This is a genomic window from Sporosarcina sp. Y1009, from assembly GCF_057669865.1.
The window spans coordinates 1-20,346 of sequence record NZ_JBYHFO010000007.1 but is presented as its reverse complement, the minus strand read 5'-3'; the positions used below and the strand labels follow the sequence as shown (position 1 = coordinate 20,346).

Below are 20,346 nucleotides of genomic sequence, written 5' to 3'. Positions count from 1 at the left end.
AAGAGCTGACTAAATGATTATGGATTTCCATCATTTTAGTCAGCTCTTTATGATTATTCGCATTTTTGTCGCCACAAGGTGATGTCATTAAATGCGACCCGTTCCACGTATTGTTGTAGAAGCCGCTTTTTCAACTCGCGTTCTGCAGACTTCTCAGTAATGTCGTAGATTGCGGCAATTTCCTTCGTTGTTAACGTATCAAAACGATTAAAAAGGTACTCAAGTGGTGGTGGACAATCAGGAATAACCGTTTGTCCTATAAGTTCCTCCAAAATTTGAACATACACATCATAATCATAGATTCCGCTTACTTTCAAACCTTCGTCTTCAATATTAGAATTGAAAAATACAAAAGTAGGTGCTTGCTCAACTTCCATTTCCTTAGCCATAAACAAATCTATTTGTAATGATCTGTGTACATTTTTAGAAGTGAAATCTCGAACAAATTCATTTACATCTATATGGAGCAATTCGGCAATTTCAACGAGTACCGAAAAAGAATTGATATTTCTCGACTTTAAATACGAGTACTCAAACAATTTAGATATGAATCGTTGTCCGGCACGTTTACCTTGAAATTCTGCAGCTTTAATTGCAATGGATGGAAATGATGGATGCGAATTTTCACTAGTTTCATAGAAACTATCATTACCAATACAAGGTAAATTCATCGTTGGTAGTGAAGTTCGCAAAATAACTCGCAACGTAAAATACTTTTCGTAAGCAATCTGTAATTTACGTACTATTGGCTGTAATCCCCAACACTCACTACATGTCGGATCGATAAACATGTATACCTCAATGGGCCTGGTGAGTAAGGATGGATTTACCGGGTTTTCCATCATTTTACGCGAAATCACGAACTCCCCTCCTCATTTACCATATGTCTAGCTGTTAACGCTAATCGTTTAAAATAGAAGTCACGCAATTGCTCATCAAGTTCAACTTCGTCCATCGCCTCTGACATACATGATAGCCACGCTTCAGCACGCCTCGGAGTGATAGGGAAGGGATTGTGACGAGCTTTCATCATTGGGTGTCCATGTTCATCACTATATAAATTAGGTCCGCCTAAATATTGAGTTTGAAATTGTTTTTGTTTTCGAGCTGTTTCCGTCAAATCATCGGGGAAAATTGGATACAAGTCTGGGTGGACGGCAACTTTTTCATAAAATAAATCAATCAGATCTGATAACTTTTCTTCACCAATCATTTCGTATGGAATCAAAGGTTTTCGAGTCATGTTTATTTTATCTCCTTTGCTCTAACTGTATTGATATTCTACCAACGGTTGACGACTTTCACAAATAAACCGCTCTTTAGAGAAACTGAAGATACAAAAATACTATTTTATAATCTCCTCAAAAACGCATGTTTCACACTGCAAGACAGCACACCTTATGATAGACTAAACGTATTGACTGATTGAAGGGAAGAATATTTTATGCATACTGAAATTCATGTTTTGAGTGGGACACAAAATGGTCCAGAACTAACTTTCGTATTAAATGAATCACTAAAAACTGAGATGCTCATACCAGCAGAGAAATTAATTACAGATTCCGAAAAATTGACGTTTGTCTATTTAATAGATGAAGAAGATGCATATGGTCAACTACACTTTGGACAATCAGTCTGGCCATTATTAGTAGAAGCCATTAAATTAAATAAAGATCCAGTTGTTATTTATCGTAACCAAAAATACGCTTTAACTGGATTTGTCGAAGAGTTGACAATGTTAATCTATAATATTGAGGGGAATAATAATTATGGGGAAGCATTTTCCTCGGCAGTAGAAACAGCATTTGAAGAAATATTAAAGAGTACCTTATAAGATTACGCAAGGGAGGAACATGAAATGCCGCAGTGGAATAAGTTTTTAGAACCATACAAACAAGCTGTTGATGAGTTGAAAATAAAGCTTAAAGGAATACGTTCACAATACGAGTTAGAAGACGTGCATACACCTGTAGAGTTTGTAACAGGAAGAGTTAAACCACGTGCGAGCATTTATGACAAAACCCTTGAAAAGGGTATTCCATTTGAACCCTCCGATGAATTAGCTAAAGAATTACCTGATATAGCGGGTTTACGAATCATGTGTCAATTTGTAGGTGATATACAGTCGGTCGTTGAAATTTTGCGCAAGCGAAATGATCTTGAAGTTATAGAGGAACGAGATTATATTTCAAACAAAAAGGCAAGTGGTTATCGCTCCTATCACATAATTATTAATTATCCTGTTCAAACAATTCAAGGAGAGAAAACAATATTAGCAGAAATTCAAATCCGAACGTTAGCTATGAATTTTTGGGCTTCCATCGAACATTCTTTGAATTATAAATATGAAAGTGAAGTGCCGACAGTCATTAGAAGTCGACTCGAACGTGCTGCTGAAGCAGCATTTCAGTTAGACGAAGAGATGTCGCTGATTCGAGATGAGATTCAAGATGCTCAACAATACTTTAGTACTTATAAACAAGATCCTTCAATGGGATTCATCGATAATATCCAGAATGAGAGGAGAAAAAAATGAGGTTTTCAATACAATCTAGAAATGATGAACTATCAAACCGACTAATGGCTGAAGCGAAAGATTATTTACTTGGATTTAATCTAATCTTTGATGAGGATGAACCAGACATTGTTTTATCGATTGGTGGTGATGGAACATTATTACATGCTTTTCATAAATATAGACATCGTTTAAAAAACACAGCTTTTGTGGGAATTCATACGGGACATTTAGGATTCTATGCAGATTGGAAACCATCTGAAATTGAAAAATTAGTCATTAGTATTGCTAGAAAAGAATTTGATGTGATTGAATATCCGCTGTTAGACGTGACGATTAACTACCAAGGCGAAAAGGAAAGTTTGAATTATTTAGCACTTAACGAATCATCAGTAAAATCACCCGATGTCACATTGGTAATGGATGTTTTGTTAAATGGTAAACATTTTGAACGTTTTCGAGGGGATGGTTTGTGTATGTCAACTCCATCTGGTTCGACCGCCTATAGTAAATCACTTGGGGGGGCATTAATCCATCCGTCACTCCCATCGATGCAACTAACGGAGATGGCTTCTATTAACAACCGTGTGTTCCGTACGGTAGGTTCACCACTTGTTTTACCGGATCATCATAAATGCGTATTGAAACCTGTAAATGGTCCAGATTTTATGGTTACGGTGGATCATTTGCAGTTATTACACGAAGACGTTAAGTCAATCGAGTACGAAGTAGCCAAAGAAAAAGTTCGGTTTGCTAGATTCCGTCCATTTCCATTTTGGAGACGTGTTAAAGACTCCTTTATTGATAATAATGTTTAAAGGTGATGAATTGAGATTCCGTCTTGAATTTCCAGTGAATGAAGACGGGATTTTACTGCGAGATTTTTTAAGTGCGCAGAATATATCGAAAAGAACATTAACAGCGGTCAAATATGAGGGTGGAAAACTCCTAGTCAATGATGTCGAAAGGGATGTTCGGCATAAGCTCCGGTCTGGAGATGCGGTAGTCGTCTACTTTCCACCAGAAGAAACAAGTATTGGCTTGAAGGGGGAAGAAGGTGAGCTCTCAATTATCTTCGAAGATGATGCATTATTAATCGTAGATAAACCAGCGTATCAAAGTACAATTCCTTCTTTTAATCATCCAATTGGGACCATTGCTAATTTGGTGGCAGGGAAATTTGCCCGTGAACATATTCCTTCAACTGTACACGTAGTAACAAGATTGGATCATAATACTTCAGGATTAGTTTGTATTGCAAAAAATCGGCACATTCATCATTTACTGGGGAAACAAGTACAAAATTCAAATTTCAAACGACGTTATATAGCGATTCTAGAAGGACACTTCCTTTCAAATCATCAATTGATAGAAAAGTCAATTGGACGAAAAGATGGGAGTATCATTGAACGAATCGTTCGTGAAGATGGACAAGAGGCGCAAACGGAAGTAAAAGTCATTGAAAGATTCGAGAGAAATCGACTAAAATTGACAAAAGTTGCACTCAAACTTCATACGGGTAGAACACATCAAATCAGGGTACATATGAAATGGGCGGGACATCCAATCTTAGGTGATGACTTGTACGGAGGGAGTCGAACAATAATAGGGCGACAAGCTTTGCATTGTGATTCACTCCAGTTTAACCACCCAATCACGAAAATACCTTTAGCTTTTCAAGCCAACCTACCACTTGATATTAAGGAGATTTTGAGTCACTAGAACACTGACGCATTCATTTCCTGGGGAATATATCGGTGCTAAAATGCTTGAAGGTAATTTAAAGCTTAGTACTAGATTTATGGAAAGGAAGGTGCGGCGATGAATAGAGAAGTTAAAGAAGAAACTATTTATGATGAAGAAATACTGGTCAGTGCATTAGAAAGCAAGGATATTGAGACATTTCGTTCAGGATTTCAAATGCTTCACCCTTATGACCGAGCAACATTTTATAAAAAGATAAATTCAGGATTAAGAAAAGTAATGTATTATTATTTATCTCCCCAAGAATTAGCAGAGATTTTTGAGGTAAGTGAAATTGATGATGAGGATTATAAAAAGTTCCTTTCAGAGATGGACTCGACGTACGCTGCAGACATGTTTTCTCATATGTTTGTGGATAACGCGGTAGATGTCTTAAATGAACTTGATAAAGCACAAGTCGCTAGTTACTTAACATTGATGAATCAAGAATCAGCCAATGAAATTAAAGCTCTCTTACATTATGAAGAGTATACCGCTGGGTCTATTATGACAACAGAATATGTTGTTATTCCGCAAAATTCGACTGTTCGATCAGCTATGACTATTTTGCGAAACGCAGCTCCGAAAGCAGAAACGATTTATTATATATTTGTTGTAGATGAAGATGAACGACTAACAGGTGTCGTTTCACTCCGAGATTTGATCATTGCGCACGAAGACACGTTAATTCATACGATTATGAATGATCGTGTTGTCAGCGTACTCGTAAGTGAAGATCAAGAAGACGTTGCAAGAATGATTAAAGACTATAATTTCCTTGCAGTACCTGTTGTTGATTTTCAACAACATATGCTTGGGATTATTACCGTCGATGACATCCTTGATGTACTTGAAGAAGAAGCGTCAGATGATTATTCTAAACTAGCCGCTGTTTCAGATATGAATACATTTGATAAAAACTCATTGTCTGCTGCAAAAAAGAGGCTTCCATGGTTAATAATCTTATTAGTTCTTGGTATGTTAACGGCAAATTTAATTGGTGCATTCGAAGCGACAATTGAAAAAGTAGCCTTGCTGGCTGCATTCATCCCACTAATTGCCGGAACTGCTGGAAATAGTGGTACACAAGCTTTGGCGGTAGCAGTACGAGGAATTGCGACCCGTGACATTGAAGACGAAAGTAAATTTAAATTACTCATCAGAGAAGCGGGGACTGGGCTTATAACCGGGTTTATCTGTGCAATTTTTGTGGTCGGGCTCATCTACGTTTGGAAACAGGAGTTTCTGTTAGGTCTGTTAGTAGGCGCTGCTATTTTCGTATCTATTTTTGTTGCAACCATTTCTGGTTCATTCATCCCGCTATTTATGCATAAAATGAAGATTGACCCAGCAGTTGCATCAGGTCCTTTTATCACTACTTTGAATGATTTATTGAGTACACTTATCTACCTCGGACTCGCAACGACATTTATTGCCGATTTGTAAGGTAGAATTGATGATGAACAACAAAAATAATTACCGCATATACTAAGTTCAAAAAGGATGTGCGTATTATTTATCAAAATGAACCTTTGTTGTTCGTACATGGACCGCCTATATTTATCCGAGTGTCCACCACGGATGAGGAAAGCACATCGGTTTTTGTGCTAACTGAGGAAGATCAAGAAGAATTAACCCTTGGAGAAGAAGCACCAGAGATTGATAAAAAGAACTCAGCTGTTTTTAACAAAATCATTAATCTTGGACGTCCATTCCAACGTCAAGTATACAAACCACTGCAATTTGTACTAGAGAACGAGATCGTAAAAGGTACAATTACAGATATAAATGAAGAAACAGTTTGGATTGAGATTGCAGACGAAGAAGATCTAACCATTGCCGTAGATATCAATACAATTAGAGACGTACTATGGCGTGGCAATTCATTTCAAGAAAATTAAAGTAAAAAGGCCGAACGGAAAAAATCCGATCGGCCTTTTTACTATTAATATTGTTGTGACCAACTAAACGACTATCCGATCGAATTTTTCGACCGGATAGCCTGAGCATTGCAGGTCTACCTATTAATCTCTGTCACAATCGATGAATACATCTTTCACACATTGAATCCCACAGAAGCACTTCAAGTCAACTGTAATACAAGAATCAGTCGCTTCAAAGTTTTCTACATCGCACAGTTTGTCAAAGTCGATTTTACCGTTTTTCAAAATATCAACACGTCGTCCATCCTCATCGCGTGGCTCTAGTACTTGTAATGTTGCACAGCAGTTGTCGAACACATTTTGTACTCTGAAAAAGACTGAGAAACAATTGTCTCTGTCTTTATGTTTATCTCTTCCTTGCTCGGATCCGATATTATCTCTAGAATTATCTCTTCTTCTACGTCTATTAGATCGTTTAAACATCGCTTTAAAAGGATCACCATCATCCGTTAATAGCATGAATACACGTGTGTTAATTCTTCCACGCGTTGGGCTAACGAGACCTCCAAGTGGTGTCACAAAGCAGTCTGTTACACAGTCGTCGCAGTCAATGTCGTCTTGAATTCCTTGAATTCTTTTAATTGTACGAACGACTTCGCAAATGCAACCGTCTTTGCAGCCTTTGCCTCTAACGTCTTCATCTCTTCCACATCCCATTAATTCCACCTCCTTTTCTCAGTTCTTTATACTTTATGCGACATGGATTGCAACATCAGGGCAGACAGACTACTTTTTGAATAAAATCAGTCAGTTTTTGGCATGCTATGACAAAAGGAGGCGAAGGTTATCCATAAAATAGCCTATTTTTTACTCTCATTATTATTTTTAGCTGGTTGTGCCCAGAGCGAAAAAGTTGTACAAATTCAAAACGATACAAATGAAGACATAGAAGAAGCGGAACAATTATTTGAAAAAGATGATCGATTATCAAGTGCAGTAGCTATTTTTCATGAAAATGAAATCCTTTCAGGCGTGACGGTTAAAACTTTTTCTAGATTTCATAAAGCGAAAATTGAAGAAGAGTTAAAGAAGAAGCTTGAGAAGTTATATGAAAACTTTGAGATTACTGTATCTGCTGATAATAAAATAATTCTAGAAACGAAAAAACTGATGGAATTAGAAGAGAAGGATAAGCTTACTCAGAAAATAAAAGACTTAAAAACCTTATCGGAGGAAGAGACCTAATGGATGATAAAAAATATGCTGCACTAGAAAGCAAAATTTCACCGAAACCTCCCATATTGCGGAATGTTTTTACGGCATTTATTACCGGCGGTACAATTTGTTTAATCGGACAAGGTATTTCACTTTTTTATATGACATTTTTTGATTTTACTGAACGAACTGCGAGTAATCCGACTGTCGCTACGTTAATATTCATCGCGATGATATTAACCGGATTTGGGCAGTATCGAAAGATCTCTCAGTTCGGTGGTGCAGGATCAGCGGTTCCCATTACTGGTTTTGGTAATGCTGTCATTTCAGCTGCCATAGAGCATAGGAGTGAAGGTTTTGTTCTAGGGGTCGGCGGAAATATGTTTAAGCTTGCAGGGTCTGTGATTTTATTTGGTGTTGCTTCTGCTTTTCTAGTTGCACTTATCAAGACAATACTTGTAAAGCTTGGTGTGGTCTCATGGTAAAAGGTCTGTTAACTTTTAGAACACATCCAAGCATTGCAGCAACAGGAGTAGTCGTCGGTCCATTGGAAAAAAAGAGCCCTTTTATGTCGAAGTTTGATAAAGTCTATGAGGATGAACGAAGTGGACTACCAACAAATGAACAAGGACATGCAAAACTACTGGAAGATGCCTGCATGATTGCGTTAAGTAAAGCAGACTTTGTTCCAGCAGATGCGGATTTTTTACTCATTGGTGATTTAGTGAATCAAATGACCCCTTCAAACTTTTGTGCTTCTGAACTACAGATACCCTATATAGGGATGTTTTCTGCATGTGCTACATCAGTTTCCTCCCTTTTGACTGCGGCATTATTAACTGAATCTGGGATGTCTAATTGTACGATTGCAGGGGCTGGTAGCCAGCATAATTCAGTTGAGCGACAATTTAGATATCCTGTTGAATACGGGTCACAAAAGCCCGCTACAGCTCAGTGGACTGTAACTGCCGCTGGTGTTGCAGCAGTTACACCAAATCAAGAAGGTTTTCCTGCTATCGTGAGTGGAACCATTGGACGTGTTATTGATTTTGGGACTACTGATCCATTTAATATGGGTGCTGCGATGGCACCTGCAGCCGCAGATACATTAGAGCGTCATTTAAATGGTCACGGTAGAAAAGCGAAGCATTATGATGCCATTATGACAGGTGATTTAGGAAAAGTTGGCTTTGAAATTTATAAAAAACTGATTGCCAAAAAGAAGATTGAAACGATAGATAATCTACGCGATGCAGGCGAAGAGTTTTACGGAGATGATAAAGATTTTCAGGCTGGTGCTAGTGGAACGGGATGTTCAGCAGCGATATATTTTTCGGAAGTCTACGAAAAGATGATGCAAGGTGAGTATAAGCGCGTGTTATTGATTGCTACCGGAGCTTTGTTGTCTCCCTTATCCTTTCAACAAGGAGATACAATTCCATGCATAGCGCATGCGGTTGAATTAGAAATGAAATGAGTGAATGATATGTTGTCTATTTTTATTACCGCATTTGTAGTTGGTGGACTGATTTGCGTAATTGGTCAATTATTATTTGATGTCGCTAAGCTAACACCAGCGCACACACTTTGCATACTAGTCGTTGCAGGATCGATTCTAGATGGAGTAGGTTTATATGAACCGTTGATTGACTTCGCGGGTGCTGGTGCTACTGTGCCAATCACATCATTTGGGAATGCACTTACTCACGGGGCAATGGCGGAAGCGGAAAAACACGGATTTGTCGGTGTGCTGACGGGCATGTTCGAAGTCACAAGTTCTGGAATTAGTGCTGCCATATTATTTGGCTTTGTTGCCGCAGTGATTTTTAGACCAAAAGGAAAAGTATGAGTTATTCTGCTGTTTGTCAGCAAGTATTAATCGATTTTAGCTAAATAAATTTCTTGTGCACTTGCCCCGTACCCCCCTTTTTTCCTGCATACAATATGTAGAAGGGAAGGAGGGGTTTTTATGTATGGATACAATCCTTGCGGAGGCGGCTATGGCGGCTATGGTGGGGGATATGGACGCGGAAGAGAATCTAGTGGCGGTTCAACGTTCGTTCTCATCGTCGTTCTCTTCATTCTACTCATTATTGTCGGCAGTAGCTTTGTATAAGAAAGGGGAATAGCGAATGAATGATTCATTTTTCCGGAAAATCGAATCAAAGACAGGAGTTCCGATGGAAGAAGTCTTTGCGCTAGCAAATGCCATCCAATATGCAGATTTTACCGATGAGCGACAAGTTAGAAAGATTATTCGGAACGTTGGAAAGCTCGCGAATAAAAATGTCCCATCGCATATGGAAGATGAACTCGTCAAATCCATTGTAAACGATGGGAAAGCAGTGAATTTCCAAGATATCGAGAAAATGCTCGGTAGATAATTGTAAATTAGAATGACAGGATAAGAAAAAAATGTGATACAGAATAAAATAAATAAAAAATAGCTGAAAATCATCTGCTAAGAAAGAGACGATGAATCAGCTATTTTTTATTTTGTGATTATTTTTTCCATTGTGCGATGAGGGATATCTGCATCCATAAATTCAGGTGATGTAATTACATAACCAATTCTCTCGTAAAAGGGAATGGCTTGCGATTGGGCGTTTAAAACAACTTTTTCGAAGTTTTGGACAGCTGCGTGGTCTTCAAGTGATTGCATAATAGACTTACCTAAATGCTTTCCACGGAATTCGGGAAGTATACAAACACGTTCAACTTTACCAATCCCCGCATTGCTTTCACGAATTCTTCCTGCCCCAATCGGCACATTTTCATTATAAACGACAAAGTGACTTGAAGTATTATCGAGTTCATCTAGTTCAAGACTAAGTGGTACGCCTTGTTCTTCAACAAAAACTTTTCGTCTAACGGAAAATGCATCCTCCTTTTCCTCTTCGGTCATTACGATTTTAACAGTAAACAAGATCAATTAGCTCCTTCGAGACGGAATGTTTCATAGACTGTCCAAGAACCATTTTCAAGTTGATATAACAAGTGAATACGATCGACTGTTTCAGTGTGATTAACACCCACCATTTTCAATTGGCCAATAATATCGTCATGTTCACCCGATGTTAGTTTTTGTGCAATCGTAATATGCGGGATAAAGGCATAGTGAGGTTCTTCGCCAAAAAAGTCATAATTCAAGTCTTTGTGTAAGCTCATTAGCTCATTATTCGCTTCAGCTTTAAAGTAAATTGCATTTGTAATGGGGGCAAAAGTACTTACCTTTGATACTGTTAACTCGAATGGCCCGTGTTTATCTGTAACTTTTTTAATTTCTTTAGCTACTTCTTCAATCTCTTTGTCATTCGCGTCAAAAACGCCCTTAATCGTCATGTGTGGAGTAATTTGTGCATAATGTGGGTCATACCGTTTTCGATACCCATTTGCTAAATCTTGGAGTTCTTTTGATGGAAAAGCAACAATACCAAATTTCATTATGAAAACCTCCTAATTAATTTGCTGTAGATTGAAGCATTCGTAATAATTATAACAGAACTAACTGTTGTCTGTCATATATCTCTAATTTATTGACCATAGACCATTAATATCGCTCTTCGAACGTCCGGCTGCCAATACTTCCATGTATGGTCTCCTTTAAATTCTTCATAGAAGTACGAAAACCCTTTCGATTCTATTAAATCTTTTAGATCACGATTTGGTTTAAGGAAATCCTGAACGCCATCGACTTGTGTTTTTACTTCGGTTTCTTCCTCTCCAATGACATGATAAATCGAAAATGCAGCAGTATTATCAACCGCATTCACTTTATCTAAAACATGTTCATCAACGTATGGGGAGTGCAAAATCACTTTTCCAAAAGTATTTGGATACTTCGATGCTGTTAATAGTGAAATTGTGGCCGCAAGTGAATCACCCATCAATCCTCTACCCGCACCAATTTGATAAGTTGGATAATTATTGTCAATGTATGGAACTAGTTCATGTGCTAAAAAACGAATATAGGCTTCATGTTTGTCGCCATCAGGATGGTACATGCGTCTTCTTTCACTGACACTTTTATAGGGGATGCCAAAGAATATAACGCCTTCAATTTCACCAGATTCCATAAACTCATCGATCACTCTTCCTAGACGCCCGTATTGGATGTAATCTTTTCCATCCGATGCGATTAGGACTGCATATTTATAAAGAGGGGTATAATTATGAGGTAAATGTACAAGTACCTGCATCTCTTCGCCAAGTGCTTTACTCTGAATTGTAAATTCTTCAATCTTGCCTTGTTTCATGATAATTTGCCTCCTAGATTCTTCTGTACCTAAAAGTGTAACATATTCACTTTCAATAGTTATAATAGAAGTAGTTCGTATTGTCAGAAAGAAAAAAGGGGATGTAGAAAATGGTTAAAAATAATAAAGTAGTCCATTCACAAGTTGTGTACGAAGCGACCAAAGCTGCATTGGTTCGCCGTAGAGTAAAAATCCAGGATATTGCAGATATCGTTTACGAAATGCAGTTGCCATATAACCCAGAATTAGATATGGCATACTGTATTGAATCTGTGGAAAGTGTGCTTAAAAAAAGAGAACTACAACATGCCATCTTAGTCGGAATTGAGCTTGATGAATTGGCAGAGCAGGGAAAGTTATCACAGCCACTTCAGCAAATTGTTGAATCTGATGAAGGTTTGTTCGGTGTAGATGAAACGATTGCGTTAGGGGCCGTCTATACATACGGTTCGATTGCAGTAACCACGTTTGGTCATCTCGATAAGAACAAAATTGGAATTATTAATGAGCTCGATACGAAAAAAGGGCGCGGAGTCCATACATTCCTTGATGACCTCGTAGCAAGCATTGCTGCATCGGCAGCGTCCAGAATTGCACATAAATCACGTGACATACAAGAAGCGAATAATTTAATCGATAAAGATTTACCTTGAGTGTCGTACTAAAAATCGAAAAGATGTACAGAGTATTTGAATGTGGTAGATTCAAGTGCTCTTTTTTTGTCTTTGATACCGTCGTTTCAAACGGTTCGAGAGCGAAAGTTCAATCCTTCCTTATCGCTTCCCTAGACTCCAAACGACTAAAAGGGCTGTCGAAACGACTAAAGCACTTCTTCAAACGACCAACGTCACTAAAAACTCTGATTTAAAAACTCTTTATTCCAGTACTATTTTCTACGATACCATCGATTGCCGTTAAGGAGGACGCTTTTCTCCGGGGGTTCGCGTTTTATATTTTCCGAAAATAGTGAAACCTCTAAGGATAGAAGTCGTATATAACGTAACAAAGAAATTATAGGGGGAGTGTGGTGACCGTATCGAAAAAATTGGTGCTGTTTCTATTGATTGTGTGTTTCATCTTTTTTTGGGCGGCGCATAAAAAAGAAAGCGTAGATGAGACCGTCGAATACAACTCAATTGACAATTTAGAATCATTTGCGAAGTTGTATGGATATGTTCAATACTTTCATCCAAGCGATGAGGCGTCTCAGATAAATTGGGAGCAGTTTGCTATTTATGGAGTGCAAAAAGTTAAAGGGGCTAAGTCTATAGAAGAATTGAAGACGCTATTAGAAGAATTATTTTTACCTATAGCACCAACCATGAGTTTTTATTATGATGATGAACGACCAGAAATAGAAACACGGATCGATGAAAGTTCAGAAGTAATTGCGTGGCAACATTTTGGTATGGGGTATACTGAGTCCTCAGTCTATTCAAGTGAAAGAATAGTTGGATCTAATGTAAATGGGAAGATTCTATTGGAGAAAGATAAATTATTTGATGAATTTCCGGAAATCGATGAAACAATACAAACAAAAATTGCTCCAAATTTGAATTGCTTTATTCCCCTGGTCTTATATAAAAATAAGGAGGGAACGATCGGTCAAACGGAAAATGGACGAAAGAGTTTTGATCGCTTGTTGGAAGACATCGATACTGTACCACTAATTCACTCGAGTGCAGATGAGAATGTTCGATATGCAGGGGTTATTGTGACTTGGAATGTCTTTCAACATTTCTACCCTTATTTTCAAGTTACGGATTCTAATTGGGAAAACCAACTTCGACTATCATTGGAAACTACAGCCAACGATGAAAATAGAGCCGACTATATAAATTCACTACTTCAATTATTGGAGAAAACAAAAGATGGTCACGCGAAAAATATTCTTAATACTGAAAAGTATCCTTGGAATGATAAGTTGCTACCATTTATTGCCGATATTATTGATGATAAAGTAGTTGTGACGGTTGCTGAAGAAGATTCAGGTCTAAAGCTAGGGGATATTATTTTATCGAAAAACGGTACAAGTTCACATGTGATAATAGAGCAAATTAAATCCGAAATTCCTGGCTCACAGCAATGGAAATCCTATGTGGCTTCAAATTATTTTAGATTTGATGATACTGCAAGTTTAGAAATAGAGCGAGATGGTAAATCACTAAGTTTATCTATGAAGGGTGTGTATACACCGGACGTAGATGAATTTAATAGAAGGAAACCATTTGTAGAACTTGAAGAAGAGATTTATTATGTCGATTTAACAAAAGATGTCATGCCTGCTGTACTTGAAAACATTGAATCATTATCACATGCTAAGGGAATTATTTTTGATATGCGGGGCAGACCATTTACAACTAGACTATGGGTGGATCTCATAGGGCATTTAATCGAAGAACCCATTCAGGGACCAATTTATTTGATTCCCAAAATAATTTATCCTAATCAAGAAAAGGTTGATTTCTATGAAATCCGAAGCGAAACTAAACCACTCGAACCATTCTTTACAGGGAAATTTGTATTTCTTTCGTATGCAGGGTCAATCAGCCAACCCGAATATATCCTTGCACATATTAAAGACAATGAGATTGCTGAAATAGTTGGTCAAGCATCAGCAGGTGCAGACGGGGATGTCCAAGTATTTTCAATTCCAGGAAATTTAATTGAACATTTTACGGGTGCAGAAGTTTTAAACAGTGATAGAAGTCAGTCACATTTAATCGGTATTAAGCCGACAGTACCTTTAAAGAGAACGATTGAGGCGATAAAAAATGATGAAGATGAATACGTGACAAAGGCTTTGGAATTAATTAAATCAAATTAATAAAAACTTTTTCATTATTTATGTTTAATCTTTTTTATATGGGGTATATCTTAAGTACAAGGCTAAACAACATCGAAAGTTGCTTGTAGACGAGTAACCTACAGTTAACTTTTACTTGAAGATTTGCACAGCCTTGGCGGAAAATTTGCTTTACTGGCGAAAGTTATCTCGTCGGGAACCATGTAATTAGGTTTCAACCAATTCGTTCAATACGCAACGGTCAATCTGTATGAACGAATAGAACGTGTACCATTTAGCGGTAAGCAGTAAGTTTTTTGTTTGAAGTGCAATTGAAAGCTGGCTGTGGAAGGTGTGAGTCACACAAAGTGAAACGTGAACCCCTTGCCGGAAGAGGCTTAAGAAGACAGCCACGCCAATCAAACTGCACTGACGGGGTATTCAATTAATCGTCAGAAAGAACAGTTTGTGAACATGAACATGAAAGTGAAATGAAGAACGAACAAATTTTCCGCGTAACACGAAAAGGAAAAGCATGATCCGAAACAATGGGTCATGCTTTTTCATGTTTACTACCCGGATTTTAGTATTATTTCAATTTTACGCAGAAAAAACAAACCTAATTCCAACCATAGCCAACTATATAGAAAAGAAAATCCCGAGATCAATACTAAAATTAAACCATCAAAACTAGTTGAAGCAGCAGGTCCAAAAATAGGAAATCCTAGAACATACAAAGGTATACAAATTCCTGTAAATAATAGTATGCCATTAATAAGGATAATCTCTAAACGTCTATGCAAAATTCGAAATGTCCATCCAAGTCCAACCCCGAGTAAACCAGTCGTAAATGGAAAAATAAATAGTTCGCTAGGCTCCATTAATAATAATAAAAAAATCGTCAGTATATAAGTTAAAATGCCTGTTCGAATTGAAACGAGCATACTAACTAATATCGGCAAAGTTGTAAAAGGACTCAGGAACATGCCAATACCTGGCAACAGTCCTCCTGCGGCTTGTAAGATGGCCGCAAGCGATGCCATCAATGCGCCAAATAGTGATTGCTTTAATGGTGACCAACTCATAAATAGTTGATGAATATCCTTTGGAGAAGACAATAATGATCTAGTGAAATACACAAAACCTCTCCTTTTCATTTAATTAAGTTTAGGTGTTTGATTGCCGTCTACCTGAATAGATTGATATGTAAACAATAGAAAGGGGACAAATGAATGGCTGAACAAGAAGTTTTGGACCAAACTCAAAATGGAGAAAATAATATATCGCAAAGAAGGCTTAATCCACAGGATGTACTAGTACCTGTAGGATATGAAATCGATGTGTTTGCAGATGGGTTAACAACACCAATCAACTTAACTTTTACGAGCAACGGGGAAATGCTTGTTGCCGATTCGGGTATTACGGATGGCAACGGCAAGGTGTTAAAGCTGACAAGCGAGGGGTCTACGCTTGTTGCGGACGGATTCAACCCACCGTTAACAGGGATTACGGAGCATGAAGGGAATATTTATGTGGCGCATCGGCGCTATGTAACAATTATTAAACCGGATGGAACGAAACAGGACATCATCGAAGGACTGCCGAGTAATGGCGATCATCATAATAACCGAGTCGTATTTGGCCCGGACGGCAAGATGTATTTTGGCCAGGGTACCGCGACGAATAGCGGGGTCGTAGGAACAGATAATGACTGGGCGAAGGAGCATCCGTTTTTTCATGATTATCCCGGTTCAACAGTTAAATTTCATGGGCAGGACTTTCAATCACCAGGACTTTTAAAGGGTTTTCCAGAACGAACAGTTACTACGGGCGGGTATATGCCTTTTGGTGTTCCAAGCCATGAGGGGAAAACAGTTGACGGAATTACTAGAGCAAGCGGTAGTATATTGAGGGCTAATCCTGATGGATCAGATTTGGAATTAGTTGCATGGGGACTGCGAAATCCATTTAGGCTACGATTCGACAGTTATCATAGATTGTTTGCCGCCAATCATGGAATAGACGTGCGCGGAAGTCGCCCGATTGCCAACTCGCCTGACGAATTTCAGTGGATTCAACCGAGCATGTGGTACGGATTTCCGGACTTCACAGGCGGCTTACCCATCACGTTGCCCCAGTTTAAACCGGAAGGAAAGCCACAGCCAGAATTCTTATTAGGAGAACATCCGATGAAGCCTCCTCGTCCCGTCGCTACTTTTCCCGCGCATTCCGCAACGATGGGTTTCAGTTTTAATGAAGATCCGTCATTCGCTCCAATAGGAGATGCGTTTATTGCGGAGTTCGGTTCCAATGATCCAACGACAACAGGCGGAAAACTTCTTCCACATGTCGGGCATCGCGTTTCCAGAATCGATATGCAAACAGGGCAAGTCCATGTTTTTGCAATAAATCGTACAGGTATGGCGGCATCCGCAACAAACGGCGGCGGTTTTGAACGTCCGATTGACGCAGTATTCGATTCGGGTGGTGTTTTGTATGTACTCGATTTTGGACTGTTTGCTGGTGCAGGCGCTATTCCCGGAACGGGTGTTATTTGGAGGGTTAGGAGAACGAGTTGAATTGTTGAATCAAGAAAAAGCATGTTCCGTGTGTGAACATGCTTTTTCTTGTTATGTGATTTTTTCTTTAACATGTTGGTTAACGTGGAAACAAAAAACAACGAATTACTTCCCGCTGTTACTAGTAATTTTATTTAAGTAGTAAAAGTAGCAGCTTTAGTTTTCATAACTTTGATATTTTTGGAATAAAGGATTTGAGGATTATTTATAGAAATACTTAGGATGAAAAACATCCCACATGAAATCCGATGGGATTTGGGGAGGGTTTAGATGCGCGTTGGATATAGCGTTTTGAGAGAAATTAATAGAAAAAACTTTTCCCCTTCTGCGAAAGATTATGGACTAACAGACAGGGAGTTCGAGAATTTCATACTTTTTTTGGAAAGTAAAGATTTTGTGGAAAGGGTATTAAGAGTCAATGACGAATTCTCAATAAAGATTGCACGCTTAACTGCTAAAGGGAAAATGTTTTTAGATGAAATGAAACACTATGAAGAAACCTATCCAACTGACAGACGAAAATTAATAGAATGGGTGCAATCGGAAAAAGAAATGTACTCCATTGGTGAATAGAGAAATTGATAACAATCGAATAGCTATCGCATTCATGGTGGTTTTCACAATCAGGGAGGAATTGGATTGTCATTAAAAGTAGGGGATATGATTACATTTGAACGGACTTTCACGGCAGAAACCGTTGAATTGTTTACGAAGATTTCAGGTGATGAAGGCATTCATCACCTAAGTCCAGATGAACAGGGAAGACTTGTCGTTCAAGGATTACTAACAGCAACTCTACCAACAAAAGTGGGCGGAGATCATAACGTACTTGCCCGCAATATGAATTTTGAGTTTCTAAGACCTGTGTTTACGGGAGATACAATAGTTTGTGAAGTTACAATTGAAAAATATGAAAGACAAGAAAGCGATAGAATAGCGATTGCTGCGTCCTTTATCTGTGAAAATCAAATGGAAAAGGTAGTGCTTAGAGGGGATTTTTCGGGCGTGATATTATGATGAATAATTGAACTACTCCGAATTTACAAGAGTTAGATATAGTAGCTGCTGTTATTGAATATGATAATGCATACGTGGCGTTTGGCTTTTTCATCACCCTTTAATAATGAAGAATACTTTGATTTAAGAATGGGTCAATATTATTCCAGTTCAAGAATCGCGAAGGCTTTTAATTAATGGGTGGAAGGTGAGAATAAATAGTGGAGTCATATAAACGAGAATTGAAAAAACTGTTCAAACATCCTGTTATTACTTGGGTACTAGCTTTTTTTGTTCTTTTCATCATTTATTCATATGTTTCCGTTGGGCTTCAATTTCAGAATTCTTTCACCTTTTTTTTGGAGAAAAGTATGTACAGTGAATTGGATACGCTTGACTACATAGCAAATGCTGATGTTACTGAACCACTACCATCACTACTTTATGTATTGAGTCCTTCGATGGCATTGACTTATTCATTAGCAACAGTCAATGCGTTAGGTCCAATCGGTTTGACATTAATAGGTGCTTTGCTGTTTGGTGTTGAATATCGTCATTCTACAATTAAACAACTGGTGCCAAGTGGTATGACAAAAACAGAAACACTGTTAGGTAAGCTTTTTAGTCTGTTAACATTCATACTACTTTTGATCAGTATTAGTATACTAACGGGATATATAATGAGCGTCATAAACTTCTTTTCAACTTACCAATGAACCTTATATCTTCAGAAGAATCTATCCAGCTAAACGCTTCGCTTTTACAAATTACCGGTACAATTCTCGGGCTTTTATTATGGGGTATTTTTGCTGCATGTATGACTGTTGTTAGTAAAAGTTTATTTAAAGGAATGGTTATAGGTTTTTTATATCCAATAATTGAATTCGGTTTTCTGCATAATTGGTCTATTGGCCAATCGCTACCTTTATTCATTCAGAAATCTATGCTTCCTATTTTATTTGAAAAGACCGATCATGGCGGAATGGTATCTTTTTACCCTATGCCCGATATTTATTCTCTTAATCAAAGCTTTTTGTTCACTTTGGCATATATTATTCTTTTTGTACTCATTACGTTTATCGTTTTGAAAAAACAAAAAACACCACCTCCGAAGAGATGGTGTTTATAAGAAAACCGTGTTCCTACAGCTTTCTTAAGGGCCTAAACCCCAATGGTCCCAGACGGGCTCGAACCGCCGACTTCTACCTTGTCGAGGTAGCGCTCTCCCAGCTGAGCTATGGAACCGAGATAAAATTATTGTGTCTCGTTTACCGGACAAACTCTATTATAGCCCATGTACATAGTAAGTCAACCCTTTTTCATAAAAACTTATAAAGAAGTATACTAGAACTATAATTAAGAGTAAAAGTAGGTGATTTTAATAGACACTCAAATATCCCTTCCATTCATTTATGATTTTGATCGTGCACTTGATCGGCTATCCGGGGACCCGCTAAACGCAGTCGATTTAACTAGCCGCACTTTACGGATTCCAATGGATGAAGGAAATGTTATTACAGTAAAAGCGACTGGAACAAAAGTTCAACCTTCATTTATACTAAGCGGCGCCTTAAATAATATTCAAATTCAAAAAGTTAGCGAAATTCTTCATTTTAATGATTCACTAGATGGAATTTCAACACATTTTGCAAATTCAGATCTTGCTACAATTTTTGCGGAACACGAAGGAACACCACTAATACGAAGTTTTTCACTATACGGCACGTTAATGAGAAGCATTATTCATCAACAATTGAATATGTCATTTGCAAATACATTATCCATGCGTTTTGTTGGAACTTTTGGAAGTGAAACGGAAGGTGTTTTGCGGTATCCATCACCTGAAATAGTCGCAAACCTAGACGTTTCAACACTCAGAGAAATGCAGTTCAGTACAAGAAAAGCTGAATACATGATTGGTCTGTCACAAGCCATTGTCAACGGATCACTTAAACTCGATGAGCTTCGACATATGGATGACGATGAAGTAACCGCAAAACTTACCGCCTTCCGAGGTGTCGGTCCTTGGACAGCACAAGGTTTCCTAATGTTTGGACTTGGGCGTCCGAATTTATTTCCTGTTGCAGACATCGGACTCCAAAATGCCCTCAAGATATTATGGAAACTAGAAAAAAAGCCAACAAAAGAAGAAATCATCGCCCATTTTCCACATTGGACGCCTTATCTAAGTTACGCTGCACTATATTTATGGAGAAGTATTGAGTGAAAAAAAGTCCAGGAAATGTATTTAAGCAATTCACTTCCCGTACTCTCTCTATATATAGTCTAAACTGTTTAGGAAACGGACACTGAATAACTTTCCTGTTTATTGGAAGTAGTTGATTGGAGTGGAGGGCGGCGACCATACGCGTCA

General features: G+C 38.1%; 27 protein-coding genes and 1 tRNA gene. 20 read left to right on the top strand and 8 right to left on the bottom strand.

Annotated features, from left to right (window positions below; all coding sequences use genetic code 11):
• Positions 1-53: 53 nt before the first annotated feature.
• Positions 54-860, bottom strand: coding sequence for a DsbA family protein (locus AC25Y1_RS10265; RefSeq protein WP_488147890.1), 807 nt, complete (start codon positions 858-860; stop codon positions 54-56).
• Positions 857-1,243, bottom strand: coding sequence for a globin domain-containing protein (locus AC25Y1_RS10260; RefSeq protein ID WP_488147889.1), 387 nt, complete (start codon positions 1,241-1,243; stop codon positions 857-859). Before AC25Y1_RS10260 ends, AC25Y1_RS10265 begins: the two co-directional genes overlap by 4 nt.
• Before the next feature lie 201 nt (positions 1,244-1,444).
• Between AC25Y1_RS10260 and AC25Y1_RS10255 the strand changes: the two genes are divergently transcribed.
• From AC25Y1_RS10255 to AC25Y1_RS10230, 6 genes are all read left to right on the top strand, one after another.
• Positions 1,445-1,834 (top strand): UPF0738 family protein, encoded by a 390-nt coding sequence (locus AC25Y1_RS10255; protein ID WP_488147888.1) that lies wholly within the window; start codon positions 1,445-1,447, stop codon positions 1,832-1,834.
• A 24-nt stretch (positions 1,835-1,858) separates the two neighbouring features.
• A complete protein-coding gene (gene yjbM, locus AC25Y1_RS10250) occupies positions 1,859-2,536 on the top strand; it encodes a GTP diphosphokinase (protein ID WP_488147887.1) in 678 nt (225 codons plus the stop codon).
• On the top strand, positions 2,533-3,333 hold the full coding sequence (locus AC25Y1_RS10245; RefSeq protein ID WP_488147886.1) for an NAD kinase: 801 nt from the start codon (positions 2,533-2,535) through the stop codon (positions 3,331-3,333). Before yjbM ends, AC25Y1_RS10245 begins: the two co-directional genes overlap by 4 nt.
• A complete protein-coding gene (locus AC25Y1_RS10240; protein WP_488147885.1) occupies positions 3,326-4,237 on the top strand; it encodes an RluA family pseudouridine synthase in 912 nt (303 codons plus the stop codon). The genes AC25Y1_RS10245 and AC25Y1_RS10240 overlap by 8 nt, the downstream gene beginning before the upstream one ends.
• A gap of 99 nt (positions 4,238-4,336) precedes the next feature.
• Positions 4,337-5,704: a magnesium transporter gene (gene mgtE / locus AC25Y1_RS10235; RefSeq protein WP_488147884.1), complete on the top strand. Its 1,368-nt coding sequence runs from the start codon at positions 4,337-4,339 to the stop codon at positions 5,702-5,704.
• 59 nt (positions 5,705-5,763) lie between these two features.
• Positions 5,764-6,159 (top strand): hypothetical protein, encoded by a 396-nt coding sequence (locus AC25Y1_RS10230; protein WP_488147883.1) that lies wholly within the window; start codon positions 5,764-5,766, stop codon positions 6,157-6,159.
• 123 nt (positions 6,160-6,282) lie between these two features.
• Here the strand turns inward: AC25Y1_RS10230 and AC25Y1_RS10225 are convergent, their stop codons facing one another.
• Positions 6,283-6,858, bottom strand: coding sequence for a CotY/CotZ family spore coat protein (locus AC25Y1_RS10225; RefSeq protein ID WP_488147882.1), 576 nt, complete (start codon positions 6,856-6,858; stop codon positions 6,283-6,285).
• Positions 6,859-7,173: 315 nt separating this feature from the next.
• On the opposite strand from AC25Y1_RS10225, the gene AC25Y1_RS10220 reads away from it, so the two are divergent.
• The 6 genes from AC25Y1_RS10220 (at position 7,174) to AC25Y1_RS10195 (ending at position 9,740) form a co-directional block, all read left to right on the top strand.
• Positions 7,174-7,386 carry a hypothetical protein gene (locus tag AC25Y1_RS10220; RefSeq protein WP_488147881.1) on the top strand — a complete coding sequence of 71 codons (213 nt, stop codon included), beginning with the start codon at positions 7,174-7,176 and terminating at the stop codon, positions 7,384-7,386.
• Entirely contained in the window at positions 7,386-7,841 is a 456-nt protein-coding gene (gene spoVAC, locus AC25Y1_RS10215) for a stage V sporulation protein AC (RefSeq protein WP_488147880.1), read from the top strand. Before AC25Y1_RS10220 ends, spoVAC begins: the two co-directional genes overlap by 1 nt.
• A complete protein-coding gene (locus AC25Y1_RS10210) occupies positions 7,835-8,833 on the top strand; it encodes a stage V sporulation protein AD (RefSeq protein WP_488147879.1) in 999 nt (332 codons plus the stop codon). Before spoVAC ends, AC25Y1_RS10210 begins: the two co-directional genes overlap by 7 nt.
• 9 nt (positions 8,834-8,842) lie before the next feature.
• On the top strand, positions 8,843-9,205 hold the full coding sequence (gene spoVAE / locus AC25Y1_RS10205; RefSeq protein ID WP_488147878.1) for a stage V sporulation protein AE: 363 nt from the start codon (positions 8,843-8,845) through the stop codon (positions 9,203-9,205).
• A gap of 120 nt (positions 9,206-9,325) precedes the next feature.
• Entirely contained in the window at positions 9,326-9,472 is a 147-nt protein-coding gene (locus tag AC25Y1_RS10200; RefSeq protein ID WP_488147877.1) for a YjcZ family sporulation protein, read from the top strand.
• A gap of 16 nt (positions 9,473-9,488) precedes the next feature.
• Entirely contained in the window at positions 9,489-9,740 is a 252-nt protein-coding gene (locus tag AC25Y1_RS10195; protein ID WP_488147876.1) for a stage VI sporulation protein F, read from the top strand.
• A 107-nt stretch (positions 9,741-9,847) separates the two neighbouring features.
• Here AC25Y1_RS10195 and AC25Y1_RS10190 read toward each other — a convergent pair whose 3' ends face one another.
• From AC25Y1_RS10190 to AC25Y1_RS10180, 3 genes are all read right to left on the bottom strand, one after another.
• Positions 9,848-10,282: a GNAT family N-acetyltransferase gene (locus AC25Y1_RS10190; protein ID WP_488147875.1), complete on the bottom strand. Its 435-nt coding sequence runs from the start codon at positions 10,280-10,282 to the stop codon at positions 9,848-9,850.
• Between the two features lie 2 nt (positions 10,283-10,284).
• Entirely contained in the window at positions 10,285-10,800 is a 516-nt protein-coding gene (locus AC25Y1_RS10185) for a YjcG family protein (RefSeq protein WP_488147874.1), read from the bottom strand.
• Between the two features lie 89 nt (positions 10,801-10,889).
• Complete coding sequence (locus AC25Y1_RS10180) at positions 10,890-11,612, bottom strand: alpha/beta hydrolase (RefSeq protein ID WP_488147873.1); 723 nt, start codon at positions 11,610-11,612, stop codon at positions 10,890-10,892.
• A gap of 110 nt (positions 11,613-11,722) precedes the next feature.
• On the opposite strand from AC25Y1_RS10180, the gene AC25Y1_RS10175 reads away from it, so the two are divergent.
• Both AC25Y1_RS10175 and AC25Y1_RS10170 read left to right on the top strand, forming a co-directional pair.
• A complete protein-coding gene (locus tag AC25Y1_RS10175) occupies positions 11,723-12,265 on the top strand; it encodes a phosphatidylglycerophosphatase A family protein (RefSeq protein ID WP_488147872.1) in 543 nt (180 codons plus the stop codon).
• Between the two features lie 374 nt (positions 12,266-12,639).
• Positions 12,640-14,439 (top strand): S41 family peptidase, encoded by a 1,800-nt coding sequence (locus tag AC25Y1_RS10170; protein ID WP_488147871.1) that lies wholly within the window; start codon positions 12,640-12,642, stop codon positions 14,437-14,439.
• Positions 14,440-14,969: 530 nt separating this feature from the next.
• Here AC25Y1_RS10170 and AC25Y1_RS10165 read toward each other — a convergent pair.
• The gene (locus tag AC25Y1_RS10165; protein WP_488147870.1) at positions 14,970-15,536 is read right to left on the bottom strand and encodes a YybS family protein; all 567 of its coding nucleotides are present in this window, start codon (positions 15,534-15,536) and stop codon (positions 14,970-14,972) included.
• A gap of 93 nt (positions 15,537-15,629) precedes the next feature.
• Between AC25Y1_RS10165 and AC25Y1_RS10160 the strand changes: the two genes are divergently transcribed.
• The 5 genes from AC25Y1_RS10160 (at position 15,630) to AC25Y1_RS10140 (ending at position 19,101) form a co-directional block, all read left to right on the top strand.
• On the top strand, positions 15,630-16,976 hold the full coding sequence (locus tag AC25Y1_RS10160; protein ID WP_488147869.1) for a PQQ-dependent sugar dehydrogenase: 1,347 nt from the start codon (positions 15,630-15,632) through the stop codon (positions 16,974-16,976).
• Positions 16,977-17,246: 270 nt separating this feature from the next.
• Complete coding sequence (locus tag AC25Y1_RS10155) at positions 17,247-17,549, top strand: hypothetical protein (RefSeq protein WP_488147868.1); 303 nt, start codon at positions 17,247-17,249, stop codon at positions 17,547-17,549.
• 66 nt (positions 17,550-17,615) lie between these two features.
• Positions 17,616-17,993: a hotdog domain-containing protein gene (locus AC25Y1_RS10150; protein ID WP_488147867.1), complete on the top strand. Its 378-nt coding sequence runs from the start codon at positions 17,616-17,618 to the stop codon at positions 17,991-17,993.
• A 200-nt stretch (positions 17,994-18,193) separates the two neighbouring features.
• Positions 18,194-18,688 carry a hypothetical protein gene (locus AC25Y1_RS10145; protein WP_488147866.1) on the top strand — a complete coding sequence of 165 codons (495 nt, stop codon included), beginning with the start codon at positions 18,194-18,196 and terminating at the stop codon, positions 18,686-18,688.
• Entirely contained in the window at positions 18,685-19,101 is a 417-nt protein-coding gene (locus AC25Y1_RS10140) for a hypothetical protein (RefSeq protein WP_488147865.1), read from the top strand. Before AC25Y1_RS10145 ends, AC25Y1_RS10140 begins: the two co-directional genes overlap by 4 nt.
• 43 nt (positions 19,102-19,144) lie before the next feature.
• Here AC25Y1_RS10140 and AC25Y1_RS10135 read toward each other — a convergent pair.
• Positions 19,145-19,217 (bottom strand) — tRNA-Val (locus AC25Y1_RS10135).
• A 130-nt stretch (positions 19,218-19,347) separates the two neighbouring features.
• On the opposite strand from AC25Y1_RS10135, the gene AC25Y1_RS10130 reads away from it, so the two are divergent.
• Positions 19,348-20,199: a DNA-3-methyladenine glycosylase family protein gene (locus tag AC25Y1_RS10130; protein WP_488148082.1), complete on the top strand. Its 852-nt coding sequence runs from the start codon at positions 19,348-19,350 to the stop codon at positions 20,197-20,199.
• Positions 20,200-20,346: the final 147 nt, after the last annotated feature.